14 protein-coding genes are annotated in these 15,232 nt (G+C 62.8%); 9 read left to right on the top strand and 5 right to left on the bottom strand.

Going from position 1 to position 15,232, the window contains the following annotated elements:
• Positions 1-98: 98 nt before the first annotated feature.
• Positions 99-302 (top strand): hypothetical protein, encoded by a 204-nt coding sequence (locus ABD837_RS07035; RefSeq protein ID WP_345052110.1) that lies wholly within the window; start codon positions 99-101, stop codon positions 300-302.
• 107 nt (positions 303-409) lie between these two features.
• A complete protein-coding gene (locus tag ABD837_RS07030) occupies positions 410-895 on the top strand; it encodes a hypothetical protein (RefSeq protein WP_345052107.1) in 486 nt (161 codons plus the stop codon).
• A 300-nt stretch (positions 896-1,195) separates the two neighbouring features.
• Here ABD837_RS07030 and ABD837_RS07025 read toward each other — a convergent pair whose 3' ends face one another.
• Together ABD837_RS07025 and ABD837_RS07020 are read right to left on the bottom strand one after the other, a co-directional pair.
• Positions 1,196-1,603 carry a hypothetical protein gene (locus tag ABD837_RS07025; protein ID WP_345052106.1) on the bottom strand — a complete coding sequence of 136 codons (408 nt, stop codon included), beginning with the start codon at positions 1,601-1,603 and terminating at the stop codon, positions 1,196-1,198.
• An 87-nt stretch (positions 1,604-1,690) separates the two neighbouring features.
• Entirely contained in the window at positions 1,691-2,068 is a 378-nt protein-coding gene (locus tag ABD837_RS07020; protein WP_345052104.1) for a hypothetical protein, read from the bottom strand.
• Between the two features lie 543 nt (positions 2,069-2,611).
• Between ABD837_RS07020 and ABD837_RS07015 the strand changes: the two genes are divergently transcribed.
• Together ABD837_RS07015 and ABD837_RS07010 are read left to right on the top strand one after the other, a co-directional pair.
• Positions 2,612-2,815 (top strand): hypothetical protein, encoded by a 204-nt coding sequence (locus ABD837_RS07015; RefSeq protein WP_345052101.1) that lies wholly within the window; start codon positions 2,612-2,614, stop codon positions 2,813-2,815.
• A 629-nt stretch (positions 2,816-3,444) separates the two neighbouring features.
• Positions 3,445-6,054, top strand: a complete 2,610-nt coding sequence (locus ABD837_RS07010) for a PAS domain-containing sensor histidine kinase (protein ID WP_345052098.1) — start codon at positions 3,445-3,447, stop codon at positions 6,052-6,054.
• Positions 6,055-6,069: 15 nt separating this feature from the next.
• On the opposite strand, the gene ABD837_RS07005 is transcribed toward ABD837_RS07010, so the two are convergent.
• Positions 6,070-7,380: a PAS domain-containing protein gene (locus ABD837_RS07005; protein WP_345052095.1), complete on the bottom strand. Its 1,311-nt coding sequence runs from the start codon at positions 7,378-7,380 to the stop codon at positions 6,070-6,072.
• On the bottom strand, positions 7,377-9,107 hold the full coding sequence (locus ABD837_RS07000; RefSeq protein WP_345052092.1) for a CheR family methyltransferase: 1,731 nt from the start codon (positions 9,105-9,107) through the stop codon (positions 7,377-7,379). Before ABD837_RS07000 ends, ABD837_RS07005 begins: the two co-directional genes overlap by 4 nt.
• A gap of 156 nt (positions 9,108-9,263) precedes the next feature.
• Here ABD837_RS07000 and ABD837_RS06995 point away from each other — a divergent pair, with 156 nt between their 5' ends.
• Positions 9,264-10,295, top strand: a complete 1,032-nt coding sequence (locus ABD837_RS06995; RefSeq protein ID WP_345052090.1) for a chemotaxis protein CheB — start codon at positions 9,264-9,266, stop codon at positions 10,293-10,295.
• 20 nt (positions 10,296-10,315) lie between these two features.
• On the opposite strand, the gene ABD837_RS06990 is transcribed toward ABD837_RS06995, so the two are convergent.
• Positions 10,316-10,699, bottom strand: a complete 384-nt coding sequence (locus ABD837_RS06990; protein WP_345052088.1) for a hypothetical protein — start codon at positions 10,697-10,699, stop codon at positions 10,316-10,318.
• 528 nt (positions 10,700-11,227) lie between these two features.
• Between ABD837_RS06990 and ABD837_RS06985 the strand changes: the two genes are divergently transcribed.
• The 4 genes from ABD837_RS06985 to ABD837_RS06970 all read left to right on the top strand — a co-directional run.
• The gene (locus ABD837_RS06985; RefSeq protein WP_345052086.1) at positions 11,228-11,599 is read left to right on the top strand and encodes a DoxX family protein; all 372 of its coding nucleotides are present in this window, start codon (positions 11,228-11,230) and stop codon (positions 11,597-11,599) included.
• Positions 11,600-11,707: 108 nt separating this feature from the next.
• Positions 11,708-13,501 carry an ABC transporter ATP-binding protein gene (locus tag ABD837_RS06980; protein ID WP_345052084.1) on the top strand — a complete coding sequence of 598 codons (1,794 nt, stop codon included), beginning with the start codon at positions 11,708-11,710 and terminating at the stop codon, positions 13,499-13,501.
• Between the two features lie 39 nt (positions 13,502-13,540).
• Entirely contained in the window at positions 13,541-14,227 is a 687-nt protein-coding gene (locus ABD837_RS06975; RefSeq protein ID WP_345052081.1) for a hypothetical protein, read from the top strand.
• Positions 14,228-14,411: 184 nt separating this feature from the next.
• Positions 14,412-15,232: alpha/beta fold hydrolase (locus ABD837_RS06970; RefSeq protein ID WP_345052079.1), on the top strand; the 821-nt coding region annotated here is incomplete at its 3' end.

Below are 15,232 nucleotides of genomic sequence, written 5' to 3'. Positions count from 1 at the left end.
AACCCGTATTTATCCACTTGCGCCCCGCCGCTGGCTTAGCCGGCATTTGGAGAGGACATTATCGCCCTTGTCTGGTGTTGCCTGTTCCTTCTCAGCTCATGGCCTACGACTCCCGCTTCGGCCCCAGCGCCCAAACCCCGCAGCAGCGCGCCAATGTGCTGCGGCAGCTGCAGTTGGTCTACCCCAAGCTTCACACCAGGGCCACGGCCTACGCCCAGCAGCTCTACGCCCGCTACGTGGCCGGCGAGCTGAGCTGGCCCGACGTGCGCCGGGCCCTCGACGACGCAACGGGCAACGCCTGATGCCCCGATATGCAGCCCCGCCAGCACCGGCAAGTATCGCCCGATAAGCGCTACCTTGCCCCGGCCGAGTGGCACCGCATATCCTTCCATTTTACGCGTTTACCGTCATGCCCAACCAATTCCACGCCGACATTCCGGCCAAGGTCCTCACCGACGTGCAGCAGCACCTCGACGCCATTAAAACGGCCCTGGCGCCCTACCTCCTTTCCCTTACCCCCGACGAGCGCAAAACCATGCTGCGCATGGCCGATAAAACGGTGGCCTTCGTGAACAAGGCCGCCGACTACGCCACCAGCACCCCCGCTTTCGTGCCGGCCTTCGTCGACCTGGCCGAGCTGAAGCAGGACACGGCCGGCATGGCCGCCCTCACCCCCCTGCGCCAGCAGTGCGAGCAGCTTGCCCTCGACCTCGACAGCACCGTGATGGTGGCCGGCTCCGAAGCCTACGGCAACGCCCTCACCGTGTATGGCAACATTAAGTTCCTGGCCAAGAACAAGCAGCCCGGGGCCCAGGCCGCCTACGACGACCTGAGCCAGCGCTTTCCTGGCCGGCCTACGGCAGCAGCCACGGCCAAAGCAGCCGCCCGGGGCTAGGCCCGGCCACAGAACGAATAAGTAGGTCGGGGGTAGTAATAAGTGGGTCCGACCTACTTATTACTACCCCCGACCTACTTATTACTACCCCATTGGCTGTAATAGCGGCCACGTTGGCCCGAATAGGTGCCTTCGAGGGCGCTGTTGGTGGTGCGCGGGCCGCAATAGCTGCTGGGGCGGCACCTGTTGCGTCCTCGGCGGCTGCAGCAGCAGCCAAACTGGTCTCAAAAGGTGCTGCCCCGGCCGCAAGCCGGGCCATTTTGCCTCTTACAGGTCGGGGCACCTATCCGGCCCGCCAGCTTAGGCCAGCAGCCAGCGCACGGCCGCGCCCTCGTCGGTGAAGGCGTGCAGGATGTAGGGCTGCCCGGGCATCGTGGAGGGCTGCACCTCGGTGCGCAGCGGCGAGTCGGTTGCCAGGTCTTCGGCGCGCTCGGGGGCCACCAGGAAGGCCAGGCGCAGGGGGGCCGGCGTGAGGGCCCCGGCGCGGGGCAGCCAGTCCCGGACCACCCAGCGGGCGGCCGCGGCGGTGGTATAGGGCCGGCGGCGCACATCAAACAGCCAGCGGTGGGTGCGCCGGGCTTCGGGCAGCAGCAGCAGTGCTTCGTAGTCGCCCGGGGCAGTGGCAGTGCGCTCGTGGGTGGGCCAGCGCACCGTGAAAAGGTCGAGGTCGGGCCGGTAAACGTAGTCGGGAAAGGCAGTATCGGGCATGACGGGGGGCGGCGAAGGGCTAAGCCCGGGTAGGCCACAAATATATTGGCCCGGCCCAGTCCCGGCCCCATGGGCAGGGGCCGCGGCCTACACCGCCGGCGCCTGCAGCCAAGCCACGGCTTCGGCCTCGGTAATGAAAATGCCCGCCTCGTAGGGCTGCGTGGCGGCCAGCGCGGCCCGCACGGCGGGGATTATAGCCGTGTCGGTGCGCATTTGCTCCATGCGCTGCAAGGAGCTGAACACGCCCAGCCGCAACGGACGCGGGGACAGCTGGGCCACGGCTTCCGGAAAAAACGTGTGGCTGAGCCAGACGGTTTCTTCGGCCCGGATGGGGCCGCAGCGGCGCGAGTCGAGCAGCCAGTTGCCGCAGTCGTGCTGCAGGGCCAGGGCCAGGGTGGCGCGGTACGAGTGCTGTACTTCGGCCAGGGTACCGGGCTGCTGCCAGCGCAGGAATACGATGTGCAAGTCGGGCCGGTAAGTTATGATAGAAGTGTTCAGCAGCAGCAGTGGGTAGAATTGCGGACATAACTACCAGAGTTATATTTAGTTTTATCTATTCCTCTCGCTCGGGCCGGCGCGGGTAACAGGAGGCCTGCAAAGCGCGGCAGGCAGCATTATAGTGGTTTCGTAGTTAGGGTACAGGCTAAACGATGTAGGGGCGGGGTCGTACCCGGTAGGGCTTGCCCCCGCCCGTCGTTGAACGGAACCGGTCAACGGGCATCAACGTCCGGGCGGGGGCAAGCCCTACCGGGTACGACCCCGCCCCTACATCCACTGACTCCGAAACGGCTCTAAGCATCTCTAGCCAAATAGCGGCGGAAGATAGGGTGAGCCGCGCATTGGGAACGGTAGCTCGCCCTAAACTCAGTATTTGTAACGGCCCAAACGGCGCGCACGGAGGTCAAAATCCGTATTTAGCCCGTAGCGAAATGTAACTACCTGTCGGAAATTTGCAGCGGCGTTATCCTTCCTGGCTATTGGTTGGCGCTACCCTTTCTACCCCTCGTCATGGCTCACGATTCCCGCTTCGGACCCTGCGCCCAAACCCCACAGCAGCGCGCCTACGTCCTGCACCAGCTTCGGGAGGCGCTGCCCAAGCTCAAAACCACAGTCACGCCCGAAACCGAGCAGCTTTGTGCCCGCTACATTGCCGGGGAGCTCACCTGGGCCGACGTGCGCCGCGCCCTCGACGAAGCGGAGGCATCGGCTTAAAGCCGGCAGCAGCTACGCAGCAGGCAGGCAACGGAGTGCTCTTTGTTCTGCATCAGTTATCGTGACGGGCACTTGCCAAGAAGCCACCCGGCGGCGTTGCACGGCTAACATGCGGAAGTAGCCAAGCCAGTTTGCCCGGGCCCCGGCGGCCTGTATCGCTTACCGGAAAAAGCGCATGGCCCGGCGCGTAACGCTGCACGTAAAAGGTATTGGGAGAAGAGAGAAAACAAGGGCCGCGGCGGAAGCTGACCAGCGTGCGCGAACCCGGCCACCCTTCTGTCATACGCATCGTACATTTTCAGGCGCTGCTACCGTTCAACTCAACCAGCAGCCTGTCTTTGTTCCTGGTGCCCATTCCTCAGGACCATGGAGTTCTATCACCTCATTCACCAGAGCCAGGCCATGATACCCTTCGACCTACCCGAGCTGCTGGCAGTGTAGCAGCTCGGGCAGGCCTACAACCGAGCGCACGGCGGACTGCGAGCGGCGGCGGTTCTGCCGCGCAAATATCTTTCAATCAAGAGCAGAGCATTCCTTACTCTTGCGGTTGTACCTTTCCCGAACCGCCGCCCCTGAAGGCCGGCGTCGTTGCCCATCTGCCGGTCGTACGCAGCCCTCTTTCCGCCGCCATGCCCGCCAACCTCCCCCCGTGGCTCCTCCAACCGGCTGGGCCCGCTCACGTGGCCGAGACGCCCGCCGAAGCCCGGGCCCGCGAGGTGTTCGAACAGGTATTTGCCCACACGCCAGCCGCTATTTGCGTGCAGCACGGGCCCGAGCACCGCTACGCATACGTGAACGCGGCCTACCAGCAGCTCTTTGCCGACCGCACCCTGCTGGGCCGTCCCGTGGCCGAGGCCCTGCCCGAAGCCGTGGGCGGCGGCTTTGTGGCCCGGCTCGACGCCGTGTACCGCACCGGCGAAACCTACTTCGGCCACGAGCAGCCCCTGCTGATGGCAGCCCCCGACGGGGGCGCACCGCAGGAGTTGTTTTTCACCTTCACCTACCAGGCCTACCGCGAGCAGGGCGAAATCGTGGGCATCTCCACCTTTGCCTACGAGGTAAGCGAGCAGGTGCGGGCCCGCCGGCAGCACGAAGCGCAGCAGGAGGGATTCCGGGCGCTGGTCGAGCAGGCCCCGGTGGCCATTGCCGTGTTTCGGGGGCCGCGCTACGTCGTCGAGCTGGCCAATCCGGCTGTGTGCGGCCTCTGGGGCCGCACCCTGCCCCAAACCCTGGGCACGCCCCTGTTCGAGCTGCTGCCCGAGGCCGCCGGCCAGGGCTTCGAAGAGCTGCTGGATGGAGTGATGGCCACGGGGGTACCCTACGTGGCGCACGAGCTGCCCTCGTTCATCGACCGGGCCGGGCTCCGCGACACCGTGCATTGGAACTTCGTGTACCACCCGCTGCGCGAGGCCAACGGCGCCATCAGCGGCGTAACGGTGGTGGCCACCGAGGTGAGCGAGCAGGTGCAGGCCCGCCAGCAGGTGCAGGCCCTGAACCAGCAATTGGCCCATGCCAATGGGTCGCTGCTCGCCGCCAACGCCGAGCTGCACGCCCACAACTCCGAGTTGCGGCGCACCCAAAAACAGCTTGAGCTGCTCAACCGAACCCTGGATGCCCGCGTGACCGAGCGCACCGAGGCCGCCCACGCCGCCCGCGCCGACGCCGAGCGCCACCGCGTGCGCCTGGAGCGGCTCTTCACGGCCGCGCCGGCCGCCATTTGCATCCTGGCTGGGCCGGCGCTGGTGTTCGAGCTGGTGAACCCCGGCTACCAGGCGCTGCTGCCCGGCCGTCCCCTGCTAGGCCAGGCCCTACTGGTGGCCCTGCCGGAGCTGGCCAACCACCCGGTGCTCGGCATGCTGCGCCAGGTGTACGAAACGGGCCTCACCTGCCGCGAGTACGGCCTGCTGGTTTCCTATCACACCACCGAAGGGGGCGCCCTCGAAGACCGGTACTTCGATTTCACGTACCAGGCGCGGCACGACGAGCACGGGCGCATTGATGGGGTGCTGGTGTTTGCCTTCGAGGTGAGCGCGCAGGTGCGGGCCCGCCAGGCCAGCGAGGCCACCGCCAAGCAGCTGCGCCTGCTCACCGATGCGCTGCCCGTCCTCATCAGCTACGTCGACCATGAGCACCGCTACCGCTTCAACAACTTCGCTTACGAAGCCTGGTTTGGGCAGCCGGTGGCGGCGCTGCAGGGCCAGCTGGTGCGCGAGGTGGTGGGCGAGGCCGCTTACCTGGGCGTGCTGCCGCACTTCGAGCGGGCGCTGGCCGGCGAGCGAGTTGATTTCGAAGCGCGCATGCCCTACCGCACCGACTTTGTGAAGCACATCCGCACCAGCTTTGTGCCCGACGTGCAGGCCGGCCGCGTGGCCGGCTTCTATTCCCTGGTAACGGACATAACCCAGGAAGTGGAAGCCCGCCAACAGGTGCAGGGACTCAATCAGCAGCTCACCGCCGTCAACCACAAGCTGTATGCTGCCAACGAGGCCCTAGCCGAAACCAACGTGGAGTTGGGGGCCTCCATCGACGAGCTCGACGACTCCAACCAACAGCTCGCCCACGCCAACGTCGACCTGTCGACGTTTGTGTACGCGGCCTCGCACGACCTGCGCGGCCCCATCACCAACCTCACCGGCCTGCTGCACGCCCTGCGCGACGAGTTACCCCCAGCTAGCCTGGTGGGCAAGTCGGCCCACCTCCTGGACCTGATGCAAAGCTCGGCCGACCGCTTCCTGCAAACCATCACCCACCTCGGCGACATTGGCCACCTGCAGCAGGAGACGGGCCAGGCACTGGCCCCGGTGCTGCTGGCCGACGTTATCCGCGACGTGCGCCTCGACCTCTCGCCCCAGATTGACGCCTTGGGCGCGCAGGTACTGGTGGCCCTAGAGGGCTTCCCCACGTTTCCCTTCGCCGAGAAAAACCTGCGCTCGGTGGTCTACAACCTGCTCAGCAACGCCCTCAAGTACCACCATCCCGGCCGGGTGCCGGTAGTGCACCTGCGCTGCTACCTCGAAATGCCCTATTGGGTGCTGGCCGTGCAGGACAATGGCCTGGGCCTGGCCCTTACGCCCGAGCGGCCGCTGTTCGGGCTGTTTCAGCGCTACCACTCCCACGTCGAGGGCTCGGGTGTGGGCCTCTACATGGTGAAGAAAATGTTGGAGAATGCCCGGGGCCGCATCGAGGTACAAAGCGAGCTGGGCGTGGGCTCTACATTCACGGTGTATTTCCGGTCCTAGCTGGCCCCGGCGGCGCTAGCCCGCCGTTTTGTTTTCCACGCCCAGCAGCAGCCGCCCCGTTTGGGCCCCGTGGCTGACGAGGGCCCGCCCGTAGAGGCGCAGGCGGCGCGGCCCGGCGCCGGGGAAATCGGCCGAGTAGGCGAAGTCTTCGAAGGGCTGGTCGGGGTTTTCCAGGGCCTCCTGCAGGCGCAGGCGCAGGGCGGGCTGCCGCCAGGCGCCGCCGTCGAGCTCGCGCAGCGATTGGCCCTTGATGGCCGCGGCATCCAGCCCAAACAGCTGGGCAAACGCCCCGCTGATGGCCAGCACGCGCTGGTCGGCATCGAGCACCAGCAACGGCTCGCGCATGCTTTCCACAATGCTTTCGGCGAAGCGGTTGCTTTCCTGGGTCTGGGCCTCCAGGGTTTTGAGGGCCGTGATGTCGGTGAAGGTGATGACGGCCCCGCTGATGTAGTTGTCGAGGGTGCGGTAGGGCAGCACGCGCATGGCGTACCACTCGCCCTGGGTAGTCTGGATGTTGGCTTCGATGGGCGTGAGGCGGTCGAGTACCTGGCGCAGGTCCTGCGCCAGGTTGTCGTAGCGCAGCGAGCTGGCAAAGTGCGTGATGGGCCGGCCCACGTCGGAGGGCAGCAGCGGCACAATGCGGTGCACCGGCGGCGTGAAGCGCTTGATTACCAGGTCGTGGTCGAGGAAGATGGTGGCAATTTCCGTCGCATCGAGCAGGTTCTTCATGTCGTTGGCGGCCTGGCTCAGCTCCTCGGTTTTGCTCAGGTACTGCATGTTCAGGGTCATCAGCTCCTCGTTCAGGCTCTGCATTTCCTCCTTGTTGGTCATGGCCTCCTCGTTGGTGCTTTGCAGCTCCTCGTTGGCGCTTTGCAGCTCCTCGTTGGTGCTCTTGAGCTCCTCCAGGCTGCTTTCCATCTCCTCGATGGTGGTTTGGAGGCGGTGCTTGGTGTATTGCAGCTCCTTCTCCAGGGCCTGCACCTGGGCATCGGGCGCGGTGGGCGCCTTGTTCTGGCGCAGCTTGCGGGGCGTGGGCTGCTCTTCAAACACCACCAGCAGCAGGCCGGCCAAGGACTCGCCTTCGTTCACCAGCGGCTTCACCGTGAGGCGCAGCAGCTGCATCCCGGCCTCGACGCGCAGCTTCACGTTGTCCATCACCACGGGCTCGCTGGTGGTCTGGGCCTTGTGCACGGCCCCGCTCAGCTCGTAGTTGAGCTCCTCGCGGGCCATGTCGAACACGTTCATGCCCCCCAGCCCGGGGGCCGGCTCCAGGAAGCGGCCGGTGCGGCCGTTCACGTATAGGATATCGCCTTTGGGGTTTATCACCACGGCGGGCGGGGTGAGTGGCGCAGCAGCAGGCGCTGCACCAGCGCGGCAAACGGGCCTTCTTTGGGGGAATTAGCAGGCTGCATGGGGCCGGGAGAAGAAGAAGCAGGCAGGGCCGAGAGCGGGTGCCGGCCCAATGAAAACGAAAAATTGGCCAGCCGCGCGATGGACGACGCCTGCTCGGTGCGGCGCGAGAGCTTCCACTTTACGTCCAGGGTCTGAAACAGGTCCTGAAAGCCGGTGAGGTTTTCGCTTGGCCCTAACAGCAGCAGCCCGCCCGGGTTCAGGGCGTAATGAAAAATCGGAATCAGGTTTTTCTGCAGTTCGGCGCTTAGGTAAATGAGCAGGTTGCGGCACACCAGCAGGTCGAGCTTGGTGAAGGGCGCGTCCTTGTTCAGGTCGTGCACGGCAAACACCACGGCGTCGCGCACTTCCTTTTTCACGCGGTAGCCCGCTTCGGTTTTCACGAAGAAGCGACGCAGGCGCTCGGGGCTCACGTCGGGCACCAGGCTGTTGGTGTACTCGCCGGTTCGGGCCGCGTCGATGGCATCGGGGTTGATGTCGGTGGCAAAAATTTGCACGCTCAGGTGCTTGGTGCGCTCCACGCCGTCGAGGGCTTCGAGCAGGACAATGGCCAGGCTATACGCCTCTTCGCCCGTCGAGCAGCCCGGGGCCCACACCCGCACGGTACTGCCGTCGGGCTTCAGGCGCAGCAGGGGCAGCAGCCGCGCCTGCAGCTGCTCGAACGCCTCGCGGTCCCGAAAAAACTTCGTCACCCCAATCAGCAACTCCTTGAACAAGGCCGTGACTTCGGCCGGGGTTTGCTGCAGAAACCGCACGTAGTGCGTGAAGTCCACAATCTGATGGGCATTCATGCGCCGCTCGATGCGCCTGAATACCGTGTTGCGCTTGTAGAAAGAGAAGTCGTGCCCCGTTTGGGCCCGGATGAGGTGAAAAATCTTCTGCAGGGCGTGGGCCGGCTTGGTCTGGCCGCTCTTGTCCTCGTCGCGCCGGGGCCGGTGCGGCGGGTGGCGCACGTACTCCAGCAGGCGGGCCGGCAGCTCGCTGGCCGGCAGCACGTAGTCTACAAACTCGGTGGCCAGCGCCGAGCGCGGCATGGCGTCGAACTCGGCCGTGATGGGGTCCTGCACCATCACCATCCCGAAGTTCTCCATCACCATCTTCAGCCCCAGCGTGCCATCGCCCCCCAGCCCCGAGCAGATGATGCACACCGCGCGCTCGCGGGCATCCTTGGCCAGGCTCTGGAAGAAGAAATCGATGGGCAGGCGGCGGCCCAGCGGCTGGGTAGGCGCAAACAGCAGCAGCGACCCGTGCAGAATGCTCATGTCGCGGTTGGGCGGAATCACATACACGTGCTCGCGGCGCACGTGCAGGCCGTCGGTAGCCTCCTGCACCGGCATAGGCGTGAAGTGCTGCAGCACCTGTGCCAGTTCCGAGCCCTGGTCCGGCGAAAGGTGGGTGATGACCACGAAGGCCATGCCATTGCCCGGCGGCATGGCCCGAAAAAACTGCTCGAAGGCCACCAGCGAACCCGCCGACCCTCCCAGCGCCACCAGCGGAAACGGGGTGGTGGGGCCGCCCAGTCGGGCTGCTTCGCGCCGGAAAGCGGGCGTGCGGGGGGTATCGCCGTCACGCGGCAGGTCGGCGGCCGGCGTAAGGGTCAGGCCCGGCTCGTTAGCAGGTGGCAGGAGGGTTGGCTCAGTCATGGGGGGCAAAAGGCAGCAGCAAGCGGCCCGGGCAACATGCCGGCGCTGTAGCGGCCGGTGCCGCGCCAGGCAAATTTACCGTAAATCCCACCCGTTTTTTATCTTTTCATTCCTAATAATCGTAGGAAAACCGTTGCCTTCGCTTACGCGCTATTCATGTCTGTTCCTTCTCATTTAATTGTTGTGGGCACTTCGGCCGGGGGTATGCCTGCCCTGGTGCAATTCGTGGCCCAGCTGCCCGCTACCCTACCGGCCGCCGTGCTGGTGGTGCAGCACTTTGCGCCCGATTCCGACGGCCAACACCTCGTGTCCCGGCTGGCCCGCCACACGGCTCTGCCCTGCCGCCTGGCCACTGATGGTGAGTCCATCGAAGCCGGCACCTTGTACCTGGCCCCGCCCGACCGCCACCTGCTGGCCAAAGACCAGGGCCGCGCCCAGCTGCTCGTAACCAAAGGCCCCCGCGAAAACCATTACCGCCCGTCCGTCGATGCCTTGTTCCGGTCGGCCGCCGTGGCCTTCGGCGAGCGCACGGTGGGCATTGTGCTCACCGGCATGCTACACGACGGCACCGCCGGTCTGGAATTCATCAAGCGCTGCGGCGGCATTGCCATCGTTCAGGACCCGGCCGAAGCCGAATTCCCCAGCATGCCCCAAAGCGCGCTGCAAAACGTGGCCATCGATTACGTTGTGCCGCTCGGCCAGATGGGTCAGCTGCTGGATGAACTCATCGGCAGCCCCTCGAATCATCCAGTTACGATACCCGAGGACCTAAAACTGGAGGCCGCCATTGCGGAAAGAGTTGTGGGAAAAATCGAAGAAGTCAATAGCATTGGGCATCAAGTCGCCCTTACCTGCCCCGACTGCGGGGGCAACCTATGGGAAGTGAACGAAGGAAAGGTGTTGCGGTTTCGCTGCCACACGGGCCACGCCTTCACTGCGGATGTGCTGCTAAGCAGCTCGCAGGAAACCCTGGAGGAAACGCTATGGGTAGCACTGCGCATGATGGAGGAGCGCAAAAACTTGCTCGGCAGCATGGCCATGCGGGGTGAGGGCTTGTACTCGGTGCAACAGGCCGAGCGGCTCGAGGAAATTACCAAGCACATCAACCGCCTGCGCGAGTTCCTGCTCAACGGCGGCAACGGCAGCAACGGCCACACCAGCGCCAGCATCGCCAACGCCGAAGGCTAATCAGGCCAGCCCCACGCTGCTTAATGCCGCACCACACGCCGCGCCCGTGCTTCGGCCCGCAGCGTGGTCGGCACCTGCCGGGCCGCATCGAGCAGCGTGGGCACAATGCGCGGCGTGGGGCCAAGGTGCTGGGCCAGCAGGGCTTTCTTCACCGGCTCGGCCACATGCACCAGCACCAGCCGCCCATAATGCTCTTGCAGGTGGTAATGCGCGTCCCACAGCAGGTGGGCCGCTTCGCCCGACAATTCATTCAGCATGCCGCAATCGACCCACACTTCGGGCTTGCCGCTGCGCTCGGCGCAATGCAGCTGGTCGGCCAGCGCTACTTCGGAGGGGCCATCCGTGCCCGGCGCCAGGATAATGAGGTAACTCTCAGGCAATAGTTCGTGGAATACTGTTGTCATAACCAGGGCTGAATGAATTCGACAGACGTTTAATGAGAGCAGATTTGATGGCTACCCATCGGCTAGTTGTCTATTAATAATTATCTATAACACGAATTTAGTGATACTCATTCGATTTCTAAGCTGGATAACTACGGGTTCTGCTAGAGGTAAATACTGATATGTTACCTACCATTAATCTTAGGCCTTAATAACAGGCAGTGCCAGTGCCCGAAAGCCGGCCCCTACCTACCCCGTCCCGGAGCAGGCAGAAGCCGACAGACGCAGGAACCGGCTCTCCACCACGATACCCGGCTCCGGCAGCAGCCGACCAAAAAGCCGCACTATCGCCGCCGCAAAGAAGCCGGATAGTACCAGGCTGGGCAATCCGAGCCAGCCGGTATTTTCCCTCCGTAGCAGCCCGGATGCAGCAGGTGCGGGCGCCGGTAAAGTATTTGCCTCAGCTACGCGTCTGCCAGGGGCAGGTGTGCAGGCAGCGACGCGCTACCTTGGTGGCCTCAACTCATTCTCAACCCCTTCCCTTTCGCTATGAGCCCTTCCGTACGCAACATCATCGCCTGGATTTTACAGGCCCTGCTGGCCGCCTTCTTTATTTATGGTGGCAGCAAAAAACTCCTGAACCTCGACGGCACCATGACCATGTTTGGCCAGTTGGGCCTCCCCGGCTGGTTTGGTGGCTTCATCGGCGTGGCCGAGCTGCTGGGCGGCATCGGGCTGCTAATACCGCGCACGGTGCGCCTCGCCGCCATTGGCCTTATCATCATCATGCTGGGGGCGGTGTTTATGCACGCCACCAAAATCCCCGGCGGCCTGGCCAATGGTGTGCCGGCCATTGTATCGTTGGTGCTGCTGGTAGTGGTGCTGGTGCTGCGCAGTCGCACCGAAGTGCGGTCGGTTTAACCCTTTCCCTTCTCCGGCCGTTGGCCGGTTTTCATCCCAAACCATTGCTGCCCGGTCAGGTTGCTTGCCTTCAGGCCGGCCCGGTTGGGTTACCTGTGTGTTCTCCCCATGAAAATCCTTTATAGCTACCTGCGCAACTACTGGCCGCTGCTGGTGCTGGCCCTCGGGCTGGCCACCATCAACCAGGTGTTCTCGCTGCTCGACCCGTATTTCTTTCGCAAACTGGTCGACTTTTTCGCCGCCAAGTACCCCGAGCTTACCCTGCATCAACTTCGGCAAGTGCCGTTCTGGCCTTTTTTCCGCGAAGCCATTCCGCTACTTTCCATCATGCTGGGGGTGGCCATGGTGTCGCGCATCGCCAAGAACTTTCAGGACTACTACGTCAACGTCATCACCCAGCGGCTGGGGGCCAAAATGTACTCCGACGGCCTGCGCCACTCGCTGGAACTGCCCTATCAGGTATTCGAAGACCAGCGCTCGGGCGAGACCCTGGGCAAGCTCCAGAAGGTGCGCATCGATGCAGAAAAGCTGATTCAGAGCTTCGTGAACGTGCTGTTTACGGCGGTGGTGGGCATCATTTTCGTGATGTGGTACGCCATCACGGTGTACTGGCCCATTGCGTTGGGCTACTTCCTCACCATTCCGCTGCTGGGCATTCTGAGCTTTTTCCTGAGCAAGCGCATTAAGGTTATTCAAAAGACTATTGTGGCCGAAACCACGGCCCTGGCCGGCTCTACTACCGAAAGCCTGCGCAACATCGAGCTCATCAAAAGCCTGGGGCTGGCCCAGCAGGAAACCGAGCGCCTGAACGCCACCACCAGCAAAATCCTGAAGCTGGAACTGCGCAAGGTGCGCTACCTGCGCTCGCTGAGCTTCGTGCAGGGCACCTTCGTGAACCTGCTGCGTAATATCATCGTGCTGCTGCTCCTGTACCTACGGGTGCAGAATCATATCAGTCTGGGCGAGTTTTTCTCGTTCTTCATTTACTCGTTCTCCATTTTCGGCCCTTTGCAGGAACTGGGCAACATCATCGGCGTGTACCGCGAAACCGAGATTTCGCTGGGCAACTTCCAGACAATTCTCGACACGCCCAAGGACGTGAAGCCCCTGCACCCCAAGTCGGTCGCTCACATCGAAAACCTGGCCTTCGACCACGTCAGCTTCCAGCACCTCACGGCCAAGGGCCAGGCGCTGACCAACATTTCCTTTGGGGTGAAGCTCGGCGAGACTATTGCCTTCGTCGGCCCATCGGGCTCGGGCAAAACCACGCTCGTGAAGCTGCTGGTGGGCCTCTACCCTCCCCTCTCGGGCGAGATTCAATACAACGGCATCCCGGGGTCAGAAATCGACCTCGACGAGTTGCGTGAGCAAATCGGCTTCGTGACCCAAGACACCCAGCTGTTCGCTGGCACCATCCGCGAGAACCTGCGCTTCGTGGCCCCGCACGCCACCGACGACGAATGCCTGCACGCCCTGCACCAGGCCGCGGCCGACACGCTGCTGGCCCGCGCTCCGCTTGGCCTCGACACCGTGATTGGCGAGGGCGGCGTGAAGGTATCCGGCGGCGAGAAGCAGCGCCTCAGCATTGCCCGCGCCCTGCTGCGCAAGCCCACGCTCATGGTGTTCGACGAAGCCACCTCGGCCCTCGACTCGCTGACGGAGGAGGAAATCGGCAAAACGGTGCGCGAGTTATCGGGTTCGCGCCAGCACATGACCATCCTCATTGCCCACCGCCTCAGCACCATCCTGCACGCCGACCGCATTTTCGTGCTCGAGCGCGGCCACATTGCCGAGCAGGGCGGCCACACCGAACTGCTGGCCCAAAAAGGCCTGTACTACGCCATGTGGCGCCAGCAAATCGGCGAGCGCAAGGAAACCGAAACCTCGGCGGTTCTAGCGTAACAGCATTCGCTACAGCTTACCCTAAACCCAACAGCGACCATGGCTGCAACCGGTTTACTCGACCACGTCAGGCAAAGCGTTGAGACTCGTTTTGCATTCCTGCAATCGTACGGGTTTCCGCCTTTTGCTGAAAGCCAGCTGGCCTATGAGTTTCACTTTGAGTCCCGGAATGATGCGGTTGCCATTGACATTTGGTTTGAGGCGATTCCTTGCTCTCCCATCTGGGCCACAATCAACGGCTACCACATAGCCACGCTGGAACCGGACAACGACCTTATCAGTGGCTATTCTGAAAGGCATTCCGAATTATACGACGAGTATTTCAGCAATTATATAAAGACCAATGACCCTGGCTGGTTGGCTAAACTAACGGACCAATACAGTTCATTCGGTCAGGCGCTGAACGATGAATATCTAGCTGAAATCGCTCACGTCCTACTGCGAAACGATATCGTACTCTCAGTTGGCAAGATGGATTTCCTGCAAGCCCAAAAGGAACTGAAGCTGGCGCATACTCAGCAATTATTGCACGAGCAAAAGGCCCTGGATAAGAGATACACCTGCACCATCTGCTACGCTTCCGGCCTGGAAGTCGAATATGAGTCAGCATCGCTTGAGGGCCTCAGAAAGAATATCCGGCAGCTAGTCTACAAACCAATTGACGCAATTACTACCCTTGAGGTACACGACTGGAATGGCCAACTAATTGCTTTTCCCATTGATTGATGATAGAAAATGTAATGAGGCATTGAAGACGCTGAACTTGATGCAGCCAAGTAAGAACTGCCCTATCCTTGCTGTTGCGCTTACAATATCTGTGTCTACCTAACAAAACCCGGGCATTGCACAACCCTGACCCATTGCAGCAGTAAGAGAAGAGATTAATTAACCTCAACTCTTCTTTCGCGCGATGGCTCATATTAAGGCAGGCAACGACACGGGCGGGCATCCGGTCAATATTTTCTACGAAGACTGGGGCCAGGGTGCGCCGGTGGTGCTCATCCACGGCTGGCCGCTCGACCATACGATGTGGGAACATCAGGCCGTAGCGCTGGCCCAAGCCGGCTACCGCGTTATCGCCTACGACCGGCGCGGGTTCGGCCGCTCGTCGCGCCCCTGGGGCGGCTACGACTACGACACCCTGGCTTCTGACCTCAACGCCCTGCTCACCGAGCTCGACCTGACTGGCGTGACGCTGGTGGGCTTCTCGATGGGCGGCGGCGAAATTGCCCGCTACATTGGCAACTACGGCCAGCAGCGCATTGCCCGCGTAGCCTTTGTGAGCGCCGTGACGCCCTACATGCTGCAAACCACCGACAACCCCGACGGCGTACCGCAAAAGGTGTTTGATGGCATGCACGAAGGCATCAAAAAGGACCGTTTTGCCTTCCTCGAAAGCTTCGCCAAGGACTTCTACGGCCAGAGCCTCATCAGCCACCCCGTGAGCCAGGCCGTGCTGAACTGGAACCAGACCGTAACCACGCTGGCCGCTCCCAACGCCACCGACGACTGCGTAACCTCGTTCTCGGGTACCGACTTTCGCGACGACCTGAAGAAAATCACCGTGCCCACGCTCGTCATCCACGGCGATAAGGACCAGACGGTGCCCTTCCCCGTAAGCGGCGAGCGCACGGCAAAAATGGTAGCCGGTGCCACCCTGAAAGTGTACGAAGGCGCGCCTCACGGCCTGTTCTTCACCGACAAGGATGAGCTGACCAAAGACCTATTGGC

Origin of the sequence: Hymenobacter glaciei, from assembly GCF_039539585.1 — a bacterium.
Taxonomy (GTDB): domain Bacteria; phylum Bacteroidota; class Bacteroidia; order Cytophagales; family Hymenobacteraceae; genus Hymenobacter; species Hymenobacter glaciei.
Note: the sequence above shows the minus strand (reverse complement) of the source record. Positions and strands in the feature narration are given on the sequence as shown.